12 protein-coding genes are annotated in these 15,634 nt (G+C 63.8%); 7 read left to right on the top strand and 5 right to left on the bottom strand.

The features are described from left to right. Nucleotides 1-2: 2 nt before the first annotated feature. From C8K58_RS26055 to folD (C8K58_RS26045), 3 genes are all read left to right on the top strand, one after another. The gene (locus C8K58_RS26055) at nt 3-2,312 is read left to right on the top strand and encodes a DUF1989 domain-containing protein (RefSeq protein ID WP_108574614.1); all 2,310 of its coding nucleotides are present in this window, start codon (nt 3-5) and stop codon (nt 2,310-2,312) included. A 74-nt stretch (nt 2,313-2,386) separates the two neighbouring features. Continuing rightward, nucleotides 2,387-4,066: an APC family permease gene (locus C8K58_RS26050; protein ID WP_098479811.1), complete on the top strand. Its 1,680-nt coding sequence runs from the start codon at nt 2,387-2,389 to the stop codon at nt 4,064-4,066. A 16-nt stretch (nt 4,067-4,082) separates the two neighbouring features. After that, nucleotides 4,083-5,075 (top strand): bifunctional methylenetetrahydrofolate dehydrogenase/methenyltetrahydrofolate cyclohydrolase FolD, encoded by a 993-nt coding sequence (gene folD / locus C8K58_RS26045; protein WP_108574599.1) that lies wholly within the window; start codon nt 4,083-4,085, stop codon nt 5,073-5,075. A 541-nt stretch (nt 5,076-5,616) separates the two neighbouring features. On the opposite strand, the gene C8K58_RS26040 is transcribed toward folD (C8K58_RS26045), so the two are convergent. The 5 genes from C8K58_RS26040 to glnT all read right to left on the bottom strand — a co-directional run bounded on the left by C8K58_RS26040 (nt 5,617) and on the right by glnT (nt 11,409). Next, the gene (locus C8K58_RS26040) at nt 5,617-6,942 is read right to left on the bottom strand and encodes an ammonium transporter (RefSeq protein ID WP_108574598.1); all 1,326 of its coding nucleotides are present in this window, start codon (nt 6,940-6,942) and stop codon (nt 5,617-5,619) included. Between the two features lie 181 nt (nt 6,943-7,123). After that, nucleotides 7,124-8,446: an FMN-binding glutamate synthase family protein gene (locus C8K58_RS26035; protein WP_027603581.1), complete on the bottom strand. Its 1,323-nt coding sequence runs from the start codon at nt 8,444-8,446 to the stop codon at nt 7,124-7,126. A 14-nt stretch (nt 8,447-8,460) separates the two neighbouring features. After that, on the bottom strand, nt 8,461-9,135 hold the full coding sequence (locus tag C8K58_RS26030; RefSeq protein WP_108574597.1) for a protein glxC: 675 nt from the start codon (nt 9,133-9,135) through the stop codon (nt 8,461-8,463). Nucleotides 9,136-9,146: 11 nt separating this feature from the next. Next, a complete protein-coding gene (locus C8K58_RS26025) occupies nt 9,147-10,052 on the bottom strand; it encodes a glutamine amidotransferase family protein (RefSeq protein WP_027603579.1) in 906 nt (301 codons plus the stop codon). A 22-nt stretch (nt 10,053-10,074) separates the two neighbouring features. Further along, the gene (glnT, locus tag C8K58_RS26020) at nt 10,075-11,409 is read right to left on the bottom strand and encodes a type III glutamate--ammonia ligase (RefSeq protein WP_108574596.1); all 1,335 of its coding nucleotides are present in this window, start codon (nt 11,407-11,409) and stop codon (nt 10,075-10,077) included. A 282-nt stretch (nt 11,410-11,691) separates the two neighbouring features. Here glnT and C8K58_RS26015 point away from each other — a divergent pair, with 282 nt between their 5' ends. The 4 genes from C8K58_RS26015 to C8K58_RS26000 all read left to right on the top strand — a co-directional run bounded on the left by C8K58_RS26015 (nt 11,692) and on the right by C8K58_RS26000 (nt 15,627). Beyond that, entirely contained in the window at nt 11,692-12,291 is a 600-nt protein-coding gene (locus C8K58_RS26015; RefSeq protein ID WP_053139883.1) for a helix-turn-helix domain-containing protein, read from the top strand. Between the two features lie 344 nt (nt 12,292-12,635). Continuing rightward, nucleotides 12,636-13,502, top strand: a complete 867-nt coding sequence (gene purU, locus C8K58_RS26010; protein ID WP_027603576.1) for a formyltetrahydrofolate deformylase — start codon at nt 12,636-12,638, stop codon at nt 13,500-13,502. Next, a complete protein-coding gene (gene folD / locus C8K58_RS26005; protein WP_108574595.1) occupies nt 13,499-14,404 on the top strand; it encodes a bifunctional methylenetetrahydrofolate dehydrogenase/methenyltetrahydrofolate cyclohydrolase FolD in 906 nt (301 codons plus the stop codon). The genes purU and folD (C8K58_RS26005) overlap by 4 nt, the downstream gene beginning before the upstream one ends. After that, nucleotides 14,386-15,627, top strand: coding sequence for an FAD-dependent oxidoreductase (locus tag C8K58_RS26000; protein WP_108574594.1), 1,242 nt, complete (start codon nt 14,386-14,388; stop codon nt 15,625-15,627). Before folD (C8K58_RS26005) ends, C8K58_RS26000 begins: the two co-directional genes overlap by 19 nt. Nucleotides 15,628-15,634: the final 7 nt, after the last annotated feature.

Raw genomic sequence — 15,634 nt, 5'->3', positions numbered from 1 at the left:
TGATGAATGCACCACGTGTTTCCCATCCCCGCGAACCCGGGCTGTTTGCCCGCGCGCCGAACCTGGAACGCTACCGCGTGGCCGCCGGCGGCGTGACCCTGGTCGACTTGCAGCCCGGCGACGGCCTGCAAGTGATCGACGTCGAAGGCCGGCAAACCTGCGCACTGCTGGCCCTCGACGCCGGCGGCCGCAGCGCCCTGGCGAGCTGGGGCCTGAGCGGGTCAACGGCGTGCAGCGTGCCTGGGCGTATCGGCCAGGCGCTCCAGCGGCGCGGCATCGATGCACAGGCCTTGCCGCTGGCGGCCTCGCTATGGGACGCCGACAGCCCGCCCGGCCACAGCCGACAGTTTGTCGCCGAGGACGCGCTGCTGGTGATCGTCGCCGCACCCGCCGAGGCCACCGCCGTGGACCGGCAATACCGGCCCAGCGAGCTGCGTCTGATAGTGACGCGGGCCAATCCGTCGCCGCTGCTGCTGCCGGCCCTGCCCGAGCCGTTGGGCGAAGTACTCGACGAATTCACCCTGCGCGCGGGCACCGCCCACGGCTACACCGTCGCCAAAGGGCAGTACATCCAGGTGCTGGACGTCGCGGGCCGCCAGTGTTCGGACTTCGTCGCCCTCGACCGGCGCGCCCTGGATCGCGGCGTCGAGCTGGACCTGGACCAGACCGTCACGCGCACCCTGAACGGCAGCGCCTACCCGGCACCGGGGCTGTTCTCGAAGTTTTTCGACCGCCATATGCAACCGATGCTGGAGGTGGTGCAAGACACCGTCGGGCGCCACGATTCATTCGCCCTGGCCTGCGCGGCGCGCTACTACGAAACCCATGGCTATTTCGGGCACGACAACTGCAGCGACAACCTCAGCCGCGTCCTCGCCCCCCATGGCGTGCAGGCGCGCAACGGCTGGCCGGCGATCAATTTCTTCTTCAACACCGGTATCGATGCGCACCAGCAGATGACCCTGGATGAACCCTGGTCACGGCCCGGCGATTACGTGCTGCTGCGGGCCATGACCGACCTGCTGTGTGGCAGTACCTCGTGCCCGGATGACATTGACCCGGCCAATGGCTGGAACCCGACCGACATCCATGTCCGCATCTACAGCGAGAAGGAGCGTTTTTCCATCGCCATGAGCACTCGAACCACGGCGGATGCCGACCCGATCCTCACCCGTGAGTCCGCGTTTCACTCACGTACCCGCGCCCTCACCGGCAGCTTCACCGACTACCGCAATTGGTGGCTGCCGCTGCGCTACGACGGTTACGGCGTCACCGAGGAATACCTCGGTTGCCGCGAACGGGTGGCGGTGATGGACCTGACTGCCCTGCGCAAATTCGAAATCATCGGCCCCGACGCCGAAGCCCTGTTGCAGTACTGCCTGACCCGCGACATACGGCGCCTGGCGGTGGGCCAGGTGGTGTATTCGGCGATGTGCCACGCCCACGGCGGCATGCTCGACGACGGTACCCTGCTGCGCCTGGGCCCGGACAACTTCCGCTGGATCTGCGGCGAAGACTACGCCGGCGTGTGGTTGCGCGAGCAGGCACAGAAACTGGGCATGAAGGTGTGGGTCAAGTCCGCCAGCGAGCAGATTCACAACCTGGCGGTGCAGGGGCCGCTGAGTCGCGAGCTGCTCAAGCAGATGGTCTGGACCCCGCCCACACAACCGAGTGTGGAAACCCTCGGCTGGTTTCGCTTCCTGGTCGGTCGATTGGACGGTTTCGACGGCTGCCCGTTGATGATTTCGCGCACCGGCTACACCGGCGAACTGGGCTTTGAGGTGTGGTGCCAGCCCGAAGACGCCGAACGGGTCTGGGACCGCATCTGGCAACTCGGCCAACCCTTGGGCCTGGTGCCCCTGGGCCTGGAAGCCCTGGACCTGCTGCGCATCGAAGCCGGGCTGATTTTCGCCGGCTACGAGTTCAGCGATCAGACCGATCCGTTCGAGGCCGGTATCGGTTTCAGCGTGCCGCTCAAGAGCAAGACCGACGACTTTATCGGGCGTGACGCCCTGCTGCGGCGCAGTGCCCATCCCAGCCACAAGCTCGTTGGCCTGCACCTGAGCGGCAACGAGGCCGCCCACCATGGCGACCCGGTGTACCAGGGCCGGGCCCAGGTCGGGGTGATCACCAGTGCCTGCCGGTCACCGCTACTGGCCAGCAATATCGCACTGTGCCGGGTCGACGTGAGCTGCGCCGAGCCCGGCACTGAACTTGAGATTGGCAAAGTCGATGGCCTGCAGAAGCGCATCAGCGCCACGGTCAGCGCAGCGATTTTCTACGACCCGGACAAAAGCCGGGTGCGTAGCTGATCGTCCCGAAACGTGTGTGCCACCCCATTTTGACTGCCCCAACCTAACCGCTATTCAGACATGGGAATACGAAGATGGAAGCGACGACGTTCGAGGCTGTACCGCAGGCTGCCGGCTCGGTGGGCAGCCTGCACCGCAAGATCGACTGGCGCGGGGCCTTCTGGGTCGCCAGTGGCGTGCCCGCGCTGGTGTTGTTCTCCATCGGTGCGATTGCCGCCACGGTGGGCAAACCGGCATGGATCGTGTGGATCGTGTCGATCCTGTTCGGGTTTATCCAGGCCTTCACCTATGCCGAGATCGCCGGGCTGTTCCCGCACAAATCCGGCGGCGCCTCGGTGTACGGCGCGGTGGCCTGGGTGCGCTACAGCAAGCTGATCGCACCGGTGTCGGTGTGGTGCAACTGGCTGGCCTGGTCGCCGGTGCTGTCCATCGGTTCGGGGCTGGCGGCGGGGTATATCCTCACGGCGCTGTTTCCCGCCGATGCGTTGATCAACACCTGGCAACTGACCCTGCTGGACCTGGGCTGGGTCAAGAGCGGCCTGTCGTTGCGCATCAACGCGACGTTCGCCATTGGTTTGTTGATTTTGCTCACGGTGTTTGCCGTGCAGCACGGCGGCATCCTGCGGTCGGCGCGCCTGACCCTGGTGCTCGGCGTCACCTCGTTGATTCCGCTGCTGCTGGTGGGCGTGGTGCCGTTGTTCACCGGGGATGCGACCCAGGCCAACTTCCTGCCGCTGTACCCCCTGGCCCATGACGCGGCCGGTCAAGTCATCGATGGGCCGTGGGATATGTCCGGCTGGTCACTGATGGCCGGTGGGCTGTTCATGGCGGCGTGGTCCACCTATGGCTTTGAAACGGCGGTGTGCTACACCCGTGAGTTCAAGGACCCCAAGCGTGACACCTTCAAGGCAATCTTCTACGCCGGCCTGCTGTGCATCCTGGTGTTCACCCTGGTGCCGCTGGCATTTCAAGGCAGCCTCGGGCTGGGCCAACTGGTGACGCCGGCGGTGCTCGACGCCAGTGGCGCAATCGTGACGCCCGCGGTGTACAGCGGCCTGCTCTCGCCCGCGATCTACAGCGGCATGGGCGTTGGCCAGGTGATGGCCGACAGCATCGGCGGCGGCAAGGTGGTGGCCAATATCGTGCTGATCATGCTGGTGCTGGCGACGTTGCTGGCGATCATGACCTCGATGTCCGGTTCGTCGCGCACCCTGTACCAGGCCTCGGTGGATGGCTGGCTGCCCAAGTACCTGGGGCGCACCAACGAACATGGCGCGCCGACAGCGGCAATGTGGACCGACCTGTCGTTCAATCTGCTGCTGTTGCTGATGTCGGACTACGTGTTCGTGCTTGCGGCGTCCAACGTCAGCTACATCATCTTCAACTTCCTCAACCTCAATGCCGGCTGGATCCACCGCCTGGACCGCCCCGACTGGGTGCGCCCGTACAAAGCCCCCACCGTGCTACTGGCAGCCGGCGCCGTGCTGAGTTTCGTCAACCTGGCCTGCATGGGCCTGGGCGCGGACATCTGGGGCGCAGGCACGCTGGTCACCGGCTTGCTGTTGGCGCTGCTGATCCTGCCGGTGTTCTGCTACCGCCACTATGTGCAGGACAAGGGCCGCTTCCCCGCCGCCATGCTCACCGACCTGTATATCCAGGCCGATGACGGCCAGCGCCGCGCCGGCTGGCTGCCCTATGCCACGCTGGTCGCCGGTGTGCTGGTGGTGTATGCCTGCCATCAACTGGTAGCCTGAGCCTTCTGGCCTGCCTATGGCTGAGGGATTCCTATCCCTCAGCGCCTTATTTCCCCAGACAACGGTGACGCTTTTGACCAGCTCTCTGCCCACGCCTGCCTGCGATATCGACGGCAAGGCCATCTCTGCCCAGGTGCTCGACGAGGTTCGCGAAGAGGTCCTGCTGCTTGCCTCGCAGCAAATCTACCCGGCCCTGGCGGTATTGCTGGTGGGCGATGACCCGGCCAGCCACGTCTACGTGCGTAATAAGCTGCTGCGGGCCAAGGAAGTCGGGATTCGCTCCCTGGAATACCGGCTGCCGGAAGATGCCAGCCAGACGCAGGTGCTCGACCTGCTTGCCCGCTTGAACGCCGATGCGACGGTCAACGGCATCCTCGTGCAGTTGCCGCTGCCGGCGCATATCGACGAGGCGGCAGTGATCCACGCGATCGACCCGATCAAGGACGTGGATGGCTTCCACCGCGAAAACGTCGGTGGCCTGGTGCAAGGCATCGAAGTGCTGACGCCCTGCACGCCCAGCGGCTGCATGCGCCTGCTGCACGAAACCTGCGGCGACTTGAGCGGCTTGCACGCGGTGGTGATCGGGCGTTCGAACATTGTCGGCAAACCCATGGCAACCCTGCTGCTGCAGGCCAACTGCTCGGTCAGCGTGGTGCACTCGCGCAGCGTCGATGCACCGGCGTTGTGCCGTTTGGCCGACATCGTCGTCGCCGCCGTAGGCCGGCCGCAGTTGATCGATGCCAGTTGGCTCAAGCCCGGCGCAGTGGTGATTGATGTGGGGATCAACCGCATCACCACCGAGACCGGCACGCGGTTGGTGGGGGATGTGGACTATGCCAGCGCACGCACCGTAGCCAGCGCGATCACGCCGGTGCCCGGCGGTGTGGGACCGATGACGATTGCCTACCTGCTGAAGAACACCCTGGTGGCGAGCCAGCTGCAACGCAGCAAGGCAAATGCGGGAGGAGACTTGCCCCCGATGGCCGTGGCTCAGCTACAACCCAGCTGACTGGCAGACCGCTGTCGGCGCATAGGTATCCACAACGGTAACCACGATGCGAAGCGAGCCGCTCTTGCTCTTGCTCTTGCTGTAGATCTTGATCTTGATCTCAGGCGCCCCGTTAACCACGCTGGCCGGAATCCGATAGTGATGTGGGGGGTAAACCGGCAGGGATGCCGGTTTAGCCGCCCCGCGCCATGGATGGCGCGTGGCGGCGGCCCCCCACATCACTGTCGGATTACGGGCACACCGAGCCTGGGCGAGGTGCCGAGTGGTGGGGCAAGAGCCCTTTGCTTACTTTGGGGCTTTTCCAAAGTGAGCCGCCGTAAGGGCGGAACCAATAGCCGCCTTTACCGCAGCAACGGATATGTACTCGATCCGATCCAACATCCTGGTCGGCTGTCAGGCCGCCATCGGGGGCAAGCCCCCTCCCACATTTCAGTCCCGGGGCACCCGTTAGAGAGTCGTCGGCTCCCCAGCCGCCACGGGGCAAGTCGAATCGTCGCACCCCCCTCCCACATTTTGAGCTGCGTTTACTCAGGGGGAATGATCAGTGGTTGTAGGCCCGCTCATTATGCTCGGCCAGGTCCAGCCCCATCTCCTCCACCGACTCATGGGCACGCAAGCCGACCAGGGCATTGACCCCCTTGAGGATGATCCAACTGATCACAAAGCAGTACACCGTAGTCAGCAGCACCCCCTTGAGCTGGGCAACCACCTGCCCGCCCATGGTCACACCTTCCACCAGGCCCCCCATGGACGGTACACAGAACACCCCGGTCAACACCGCGCCGATCATCCCGCCAATGCCGTGCAGGCCGAACACGTCGAGGCTGTCGTCGTAGCCGAAACGGCGCTTCAACACCGTCACGCTCAAGTAGCAGAACACCCCGCACAGCAAGCCGATGGCCAACGCACCGCCGACGCCCACGTAGGCACACGCCGGGGTGATCCCCACCAGGCCGGCCAACGCGCCGCTGGCCAGGCCGAGGGCACTGGGCTTGCCGACCTTGAACCACTCGGTGAACATCCAGCCCAGGATCCCGGCGCAGGCGCCCAACTGAGTGTTGAGCATGACGATGCCCGAGGTGCCGCTGAGGCCGCCACCGGAGCCGATATTGAAGCCGAACCAGCCGACCCAGAGCATCGCCGCACCGGCCATGGTCAGGCTGAGGTTATGCGCCGGCATCGGCGTGTTCTGGTAGCCCTTGCGCTTGCCGAGGATCAGGCACGCAGCGAGCGCAGCCACACCGGCATTGATGTGCACGGCGGTGCCGCCGGCAAAGTCGAGCACGCCCCAGTTATGCATCAAGGCCCCCGAACCGCCCCAGACCATATGCGCCACCGGGGCATAGACCAGGGTGAACCAGATGGCCATGAACAGCAGCGCCGCCGAGAACTTCATGCGTTCGGCAAAGGCGCCGGCGATCAGGGCCGGGGTGATGATGGCGAAGGTCATCTGGAAGGTCACGAACACCCCTTCCGGAATATCCCCCACCAGGCTCTCCGGGGTCATGCCCGCCAGGAAGGCGCGGCTCAGGCCACCGACAAAACTGTTGAAGGTCACCTGCCCTTCGACCATGCCGGTGGTGTCGACCACCATGCTGTAGCCGTAGATCACCCACAGCACGCCCACCAGGCCAGCGATGCCGAAGCACTGGGTGAACAACGAGAGCATGTTTTTCGCACGGACCAGGCCACCGTAGAACAACGCAAGCCCCGGCAAGCACATGAACAGCACCAGCACGGCGGCGGTGACCATCCAGGCGGTGCTGCCGGTGTTCAAGGTGGGGGCGTCAGCGGCCTGGGCCAAGGGTGCAAAGGCACTGGCCAGCAATAAACCGAAGAGGGATTTGCCGAGAAGACGATTGACCATGTTCAAAGCTCCTGCAAAAGAAATGGGAAGTGCCTGGGTGGAGTGAGCGGGCTTGCCCCGCGCTGGGTGGCGAAGCCGCCCGTAAACCAACCGCCGCATTTCTACCTCAATGAATGCGGCGGCTTTATTGGGGTGGCTTCGCCACCCGGCGCGGGGCAAGCCCGCTCACTACAGGGGCCCGCTAGTAACCGGAACCCGGCACCCAACTGGTCCCCGCCAGCGGCACCCGGGCCATGGCGGCCGATTCCACCGTCAGCGCCACCAGGTCCTCGGGGTCGAGGTTGTGCAGGTGCGATTTGCCGCACGCACGGGCCATGGTCTGCGCTTCCAGCACCATCACCCGCAGGTAGTTGGCCAACCGCCGCCCGCCTTCCACCGGGTCGAGGCGCTTGGACAGCTCCGGGTCCTGGGTGGTGATGCCGGCCGGGTCGCGGCCGTTCTGCCAGTCGTCGTAGAAACCGGCGGCCGAGCCGATCTTTTTCAGTTCCGCGTCCAGCCGTGGGTGGTTGTCGCCCAGGGCAATCAGCGCCGCCGTGCCGATGGCGACCGCATCCGCGCCCATCGCCATGGCCTTGGCCACATCGGCACCGTTGCGGATCCCGCCCGACACGATCAACTGGACCTTGCGGTGCATGCCCATCTCTTGCAAAGCCTGTACCGCTTGCGGGATGGCCGACAAAATCGGGATGCCCACATGCTCGATAAACACTTCCTGGGTCGCGGCAGTACCGCCTTGCATACCGTCAAGCACGATCACATCGGCACCGGCCTTGACCGCCAGCTTCACGTCGTAATACGGCCGGCTCGCGCCGATCTTCACGTAGATCGGTTTTTCCCAATCGGTGATTTCGCGCAGCTCGGCAATCTTGATCGCCAGGTCATCGGGGCCGGTCCAGTCCGGGTGGCGGCAGGCGCTGCGCTGGTCCACGCCGATCGGCAAGGTGCGCATGCCGGCCACACGCTCGGTGACTTTCATGCCGAGCAACATGCCGCCGCCGCCGGGCTTGGCGCCCTGGCCGAGGACGATCTCGATGGCGTCGGCCTTGCGCAAATCATCCGGGTTCATGCCGTAGCGCGACGGCAGGTACTGATACACCAGGTGCTGGGACTGGCCGCGCTCTTCCGGGGTCATGCCGCCGTCACCGGTGGTGGTGCTGGTGCCGGCGATGGTCGCGCCACGGCCCAGGGCTTCCTTGGCGTTGGCCGACAACGCACCGAAGCTCATGCCGGCGATGGTCACCGGGATCTTCAGGTGGATCGGCTTCTTGGCGAAGCGGTTGCCGAGGATCACATCGGTGCCGCACTTCTCGCGATAGCCTTCCAGCGGATAGCGCGACACGCTGGCGCCGAGCAGCAGCAAGTCATCGAAGTGCGGCAGCTTGCGCTTGGTGCCGCCACCGCGAATGTCGTAGATGCCGGTTTCGGCGGCACGCTGGATTTCCTGGATGGTCAGGCGGTCGAAGGTGGCCGACTCGCGCAGGACCGGAGGGGTTTGTTCAGTCATGGTGAAGCTCCTGATCAGTACGCGGAGGCGTTATCGACTTTGAAGTTGTAGAGTTGACGGGCCGAGCCGTAGCGCTTGAAATCCGCCGCCTGGTGGGCGAAGCCGGCGCGGTCGAGCAGTTCCTGCAACTCTTGCAGGTGCTCGCTGCGCATCTCTTTTTCAACGCAGTCCGAGCCCAGGGACTCCACCGTGCCTTTCACGTAGATTTGGGTTTCGTAGAGCGAATCCCCCAGCGCATCGCCGGCGTCGCCGCACACCACCAGGCGCCCGGCCTGGCCCATGAAGCAGCTCATATGGCCAATGCTGCCGCCGACGACGATGTCGATGCCCTTCATGGAAATCCCGCAACGCGCGCCCGCATCGCCCTCAATCACCAGCAAACCGCCATGGGCCGTGGCCCCGGCGGCCTGGGACGCGCTGCCTTTGACGCGCACCGAGCCGGACATCATGTTCTCGGCGCAGCCCACGCCGACATTGCCGTGCACGGTAATCGAGGCCTGCTGGTTCATGCCCGCGCAGTAGTAGCCGGCGTGGCCCTCGATATCGATGGACACGGCCTGGTTCACCCCTACCGCAAGGTTGTGCTTGCCGTTGGAATGGGTCACGCGCCACTCGTTGTCGATGGCCTGGGCGTGCAGCGCCTGGTTGAGGTCACGCACGGTGGCGGTGGAAAGATCGATGGTTTTCATGTGTGCGCTCCTTAAGCTGACGGGCGTTCCCAGATGTACAACGTGGCCGGTGCCGGCTCCCAGATCCGCGCGTTCTCGATGCCCGGCAGGCTCGACAGCGCCTGGTACTCGGAGGCCATGGCGACGTAGTCGTCGGTCTCGGCCAAGATCGCCGGCTTGCACGCAATCGGGTCGCGGATCACCGCAAAGCCGTTGCGCGTGCCGATGGCGAAGGTGAAGAAGCCGTCGAGGTCTTCCAGGGAGTGGTCCAGCGCCTCTTTGAGCGAATCACCCTGTTGCAGGCGCCAGGTCAGGTAGCCGGCGGCGACTTCGGTGTCGTTGTCGGTTTCGAAGTGGATGCCTTCGCGCTTGAGTTCCTGGCGCAGGCGGAAGTGGTTGGACAGCGAGCCGTTGTGCACCAGGCACAGGTCGGCGCCGGTGGAGAACGGGTGGCTGCCTTCCATGGTCACCGCGCTTTCGGTGGCCATGCGCGTGTGGCCGATGATGTGGCTGCCCTGCATGTTTGCCAGGCCGAAGCGTTGGGAAATTTCCTGGGGCAGGCCCATACCCTTGAGGATCTCGATGCTCTGCCCGGCGCTCATGATGCGCACGCTCGGCGCCAGTTCGGCCAGGGCCAGGCGCACCGGGGCTTCGTCGGCGTGGATCTTCAATACGGCGGCGCTGGCGTTCTGGAACCAGTCCAGGGAACAGCCGAGGCGCCCTTCCAGCTCGCCCATCAAGCCTTTCCAGTCGAAGGCTTCGGTGGTGGCTTGCAGGGTCAGCTTGACCCAGCCATCGGCGACTTCATCGCCGTAGATGGCGAAACCGGCGCTGTCCGGGCCACGGTCGGTCATGGCTTGCAGCATGGGTTCAAACAGCTGGCCGAGCTGGGGTTCCAGCTGCGGATTCTTCAGGTACAGGCCTACGATTCCACACATAACAAGTCTCCGTCACACGGTGTCAGAAAAATTCGGTATAGCGCTGGATTTCCCAGTCGCTCACATGGCGGCTGTACTCCACCCACTCCATGCGCTTGAGCTTGATGAACTCGCCCACGATCTGCGGGCCGAGCACTTCGGCGAACAGCGCGTCGGCTTCCAGCGCGTCGCAGGCTTCCTTGAGGGATTGCGGCAGGGTCTTGATGCCGCGCTCGGCGATCTGCTCGAGGCTCAGGCTGTAGAGGTTTTCGTTGCAGACGTGGTCGATTTCCAGCTGGCGATCGATACCGTCCAGGCCCGCGGCGATGATCGCAGCGCTGACCAGGTAGGGGTTGCAGCCGGCATCCGGCAGGCGGAACTCCAGGCGGCCATACGGCACGCGGACCATGGCCGAGCGGTTGTTGGCGCCAAACGCAATAAAGGCCGGGGCCCAGGTGGCGCCGGACAACGAGTTGCCGACCACCAGGCGCTTGTAGGAGTTGACCGTGGGCGCGGCGAACGCACACAGCGCCGGGCCATGGGCGAGCAAGCCGGCGGCGAAGTGATAGGCGAGTGTCGACAGGCCCATGCCGCTCGGGTCGCTGGCGTCATGGAACAGGTTTTTGTTCTCGGCGCTGCTGATCGACAGGTGAAAGTGCATGCCGTTGCCGGCGCGTTTCGGGTCGGGCTTGGGCATGAAGGAGCAGATCATGCCCAGCTCATTGGCGATCTCGCCGGCGGCCATGCGGAAGAAGGTGAAGCGGTCGGCGGAGGTCAAGGCATCGCTGTAGGTGTAATTGATCTCGAACTGGCCGTTGGCGTCCTCGTGGTCGATTTGATAGACCTCGAAATCCACCGCCTGCAAGGCTTCGGTCAGGCGCTCGAGGAACACCCGCGAACGCGACAGGCCCTTGTAGTCGTAGCAAGGCTTGTCAAGGTTGTCGCTGGGGTCCACCAGTTGCAGCTTGCCCTGCTCGTCGCGGCGCATCAGGTTGAACTCGGGCTCCAGGCCAGTGTTCAGCGTCCAGCCCTTGTCCTGCAGGCGCTGCACTTGTTGCTGCAACACGTAGCGGCTGTCGTAGGGATGGGGCTTGCCGTCGACATGCCCGACGCACACCACGCGCCCATAACCCGGCTGCCAGGGTACCGGGGTCAAGGTCGACAGATCGCCGCGCGCCATGAAGTCCGGGCCATGGGGTTCCATGCCCATGCCGCTGATGGCAAACCCGGCAAACCCCGCGCCCTCTTCGGCCACGGTCTTGAGCCCGCAGATGGGCACCGACTTGGTCTTGGCCGCACCGTGTATATCCACAAACTGCGCAAGCACGTATTTGATCCCGTGCTTGTCGATGATGCGCTGGGTTTCTGCTGGCAACATTGCGTGTCACTCCTCGCGAAAGGCAAAACCGTGTGGGTGGGCCTAGGCTGTCTTTTTATTCCTAAAAAGAAAGTTAGTTTCCTTACAGGAATGCAATACCCTTGCCAGAATCGCGATCGACACATCGAAGTGGGTGGAGCTGCGCTTTTGTGCTGTATATATGGGAAAATTCTTTTCCCCGCAGGAATACGCACAGCGGGGTGGCCTTCAAGCGCCAGACCTTGCACTTTCCCAGTGCGAAAATAATATTACTGAACGGAAACCGTGCAGGAGCCGATGATCATGTCCACCGAAACCGCCCCGCGCCTCAAGCTCGAGCAATACCTGGGGCTGCAGATCAAACGCCAGCGCCAGGCCCAGGACCTGAAGCTGTCCGACGTGGCGAAGATTGCCGATATCAGCCAGGGCATGTTGAGCAAGATCGAGAACGCCCAGGTCTCCACCAGCCTCGATACATTGAGCCGCCTGTGCGATGTGCTCGGGCTGCCGCTGTCGAAGTTATTCAGCGAATACGATCAGCAGGATGGCAGCGCCTTGCTGGTCAAGGCCGACCAGGGCATGGAAGTGGTGCGCCGTGGGACGGAGAAGGGGCATACCTATCACCTGCTCAACCACACGCGCGGTCCGAAGAAGAGCTTCGAGGCGTACATGGTCAGCATGGATGACGCCAGCGAGGAGTTCCCGACCTTTGCTCATCCGGGGACGGAGTTTCTGCATTTGCTGGAGGGGGAGTTGATTTACCGGCATGGCAACCAGCTGTATCGGATGGAGGCCGGGGACAGCTTGACGTTTGAAGGCGAGATTCCACACGGGCCGGAGCAGTTGGTACAGGTGCCGATTCGGTTGTTGTCGATCATGAACTACGGCAACGACAAGGAATAATCCGAACTCGCGATACACCTGAAGCACAGAGATTCAACTGTGGGAGGGGGCTTGCTCCCGATAAGGGAATGTCAGTGAATGCATTTGTCATTGACCCACCCTTATCGGGAGCAAGCCCCCTCCCACATTTTTGACTGCATTCGATGCCGTCCTGCCCGCTAAAAATTTCTCCTCAGTTAAAAAACTTTCCCAAAACCCCTGGACGCCCTGCCCCCATTCCCCTATAAAGCCACTTCAGGAATATTTTATTCCCCACAAGAAAACGCGCTCAAGGAATGAGCCTGCTGTCCTCAGACATTTTTTCGCTATGCGATGAGCTGCCGCCATCATCCCGAGGACGTGTCATGCAACACGAAAAAAACCATTTCATCATCAAGGTGACGTGCCCCGCCGTGTCCGGCATCGTCGCTGCCGTCACCACTTACCTGGCGGACAAGGCGTGCTACATCGGGGAAATGGCGCAGTTCGACGATGACTTCAGCGGCCGCTTTTTCATGCGTGCGGTGTTCCGTTTCAACGATGGCCACACAGGCGACCTGCAAGCGATCAGAGACGGTTTCGCCGATGTCGCCCAGGCCTTCGACATGCAGTGGGAGCTGTATGACACCCGCGAGCCGATGCGCGTGATGCTGATGGTGAGCAAGTTCGACCACTGCCTCACCGACCTGCTCTACCGCTACCACAAGGGCGAGATGGACATGACCATCACCGCCATCGTCTCCAACCACCTCGACCTGCGGCCGATGGCCGAGCGCGAGGGCATTCGCTTTATCTACCTGCCGGTGTCCAGGGACAACAAGGCCGCGCAGGAAGCCGAGCTGATGAAGATCGTCGACGACACCCGCACCGAGCTGGTGGTGTTGGCGCGCTACATGCAGATCCTCTCCGACGACCTGTGCCGGCAACTGTCGGGGCGGGCGATCAATATCCACCATTCGTTCCTGCCCGGTTTCAAGGGTGCCAAGCCCTATCACCAGGCGTATCAACGCGGCGTGAAGTTGATCGGTGCCACCGCGCACTATGTGACCAGCGACCTGGATGAGGGCCCGATCATCGAGCAGGAAGTGCAGCGCGTCGACCACGTGTACAAGCCCGACGACCTCGTCGCCATCGGTCGCGACACCGAAACCGTGGCCCTGTCCAAGGCGGTCAAGTACCACCTGGAGCACCGGGTCTTCCTCAATCAGGACAGAACGGTGGTGTTCCGGTGAGCGCGCATAAACTGATCGACGGCAAAGCCGCCGCGGCGCGCGTGCTGCTGCAAGTGCGCGAGGACGTGGCGCGGCTGCATGGGCAGGCTATTCAACCGGCGCTGGCGGTGATCCTGGTGGGCAGCGACCCGGCCAGCCAGGTCTATGTGCGCAACAAGATCCTGCGCGCCGAAGAGGTGGGCATCCGCTCCGTGGAGCATCGCCTGCCCGGCGATACCAGCACCGAACACTTATTGATCCTGATCGGCCAATTGAATGCCGACCCGGCGATCCACGGCATCCTCCTGCAATTGCCGTTGCCGGTGCAGATGGACGAACTGCGCGCCCTGGAGGCCATCGCGCCGGAGAAGGACGTCGACGGGTTTCACAGCCAGAACGTCGGCGGCCTCAGCCAGGGCCGCGCAGTGCTCACGCCGTGCACCCCGAGCGGTTGCCTGTATCTGTTGGAGCAAACCTGCGGCGACCTGCGTGGCAAACACGCGGTGGTGATCGGCCGTTCGAACATCGTCGGCAAGCCCATGGCCGCGCTGCTGCTCAAGGCGGATTGCTCGGTGACCGTGCTGCATTCGCGCAGCCACGACGCCCAGGCCCTGTGTCGCCAGGCCGATATCGTGATCGCCGCCGTGGGCCGCGCCCGCTTGATTGACGCGAGCTGGTTGAAGCCCGGCGCGGTGGTGATCGATGTCGGCATCAACCGCATCGACGACGACGGCCGCAGCCGCCTGGTGGGTGATGTCGACTTCGACAGCGCCCTGCCCCATGTCGCCGCCATCACCCCGGTGCCCGGCGGTGTCGGGCCGATGACCATTGCCTTCCTGATGAAAAACACCGTGGCCGCCGCCCTGGCGCAACACCACGCCCTACGCAGCCAATCGGAGGCCGTATGCCATTTAATCTATTGAAATACGGGCTGAGTTCGGAGTACCCGGTGGAGGTGGACCTGCCACCGCCCAAGGAACTCAAGTCGAGTTACGACGTGGTGATCATCGGCGCCGGTGGCCATGGCCTGGCGACGGCCTACTACCTGGCCAAGTACCACGGCATCACCAACATAGCGGTGCTGGAAAAGGCCTACCTGGGCGGCGGCAATACCGCGCGCAATACGGCGGTGATCCGCTCCAACTACCTCACCAGCGAAGGCGTTCGTTTCTACGCCGAGTCGGTGAAGATGTTCCAGTCGCTGTCCAACGAATTCGATTTCAACATCATGTACTCCGAGCGCGGCCAACTGACCCTGGCCCACACCGACGCCACCGTGCGTTCGTTCCGCCAGCGCGCCGAGGTCAACAAGCACTTCGGCGGGCGTACCGAGATGATCGACCGCCAGCAGATCCACGAGCTGGTGCCCAGCCTCAACCTCGACCCCGGCCACTTGCCGGTGATTGCCGGGCTCTGGCATATCGACGGCGCGACCGCGCGTCACGATGCCGTGGCCTGGGGCTACGCCAAGCAGGCAGCCAAGCGCGGCGTGGAAATCCATCAGCTCACCGAAGTGCAGGACCTGGTGATCGAGAACGGCGCCATCACCGCGGTGAAGACCAATCGCGGCACCATCCGGTGCGGCTGCGCGGTGCAGGCGATTGCCGGGCACAGCTCGCTGCTGATGGCCAAGGCCGGTATCCGTTCGCCGATCCAGACCTTCCCGTTGCAGGCCATGGTCACCCAGCCGTTCAAGCCGTTCCTCGACCCGTTGGTGAGTTCCTCGGCCCTGCACTGCTACGTGCAGCAAACCAGCCGGGGCGAAGTGGTGTTCGGTGGCGGTTCCGACCCGTACCCGCTGTTCAACACGCGCTCGACCCTGGACCTCAAGGAAAGCCTGTTGGCCCATGCCATCGAGATGTTTCCGTTCCTGGCCAACGCCAAGCTGATGCGCCAGTGGGCCGGGATCACCGACATGACCCCCGACTACAGCCCGATCATGGGCCTGTCGCCGCTGAAGAATTACTACCTCGACGCCGGCTGGGGCACCTGGGGCTTCAAGGCCACGCCGATCTGCGGCAAGACCATGGCCGAGCTGGTCGCCAGCGGCGGCAAGGTCCCGGACTTGATCAAGCCCTTCGGCCTCGAACGTTTCTCGACCTTCCAGCAAGTCAACGAAATGGGCGCCACAGCGGCCAGCCACTGACGGAGAG

Origin of the sequence: Pseudomonas sp. GV047, assembly GCF_003058245.1 — a bacterium.
GTDB lineage: Bacteria > Pseudomonadota > Gammaproteobacteria > Pseudomonadales > Pseudomonadaceae > Aquipseudomonas > Aquipseudomonas marginalis.
This window is presented reverse-complemented; position numbering and strand designations above follow the sequence as displayed.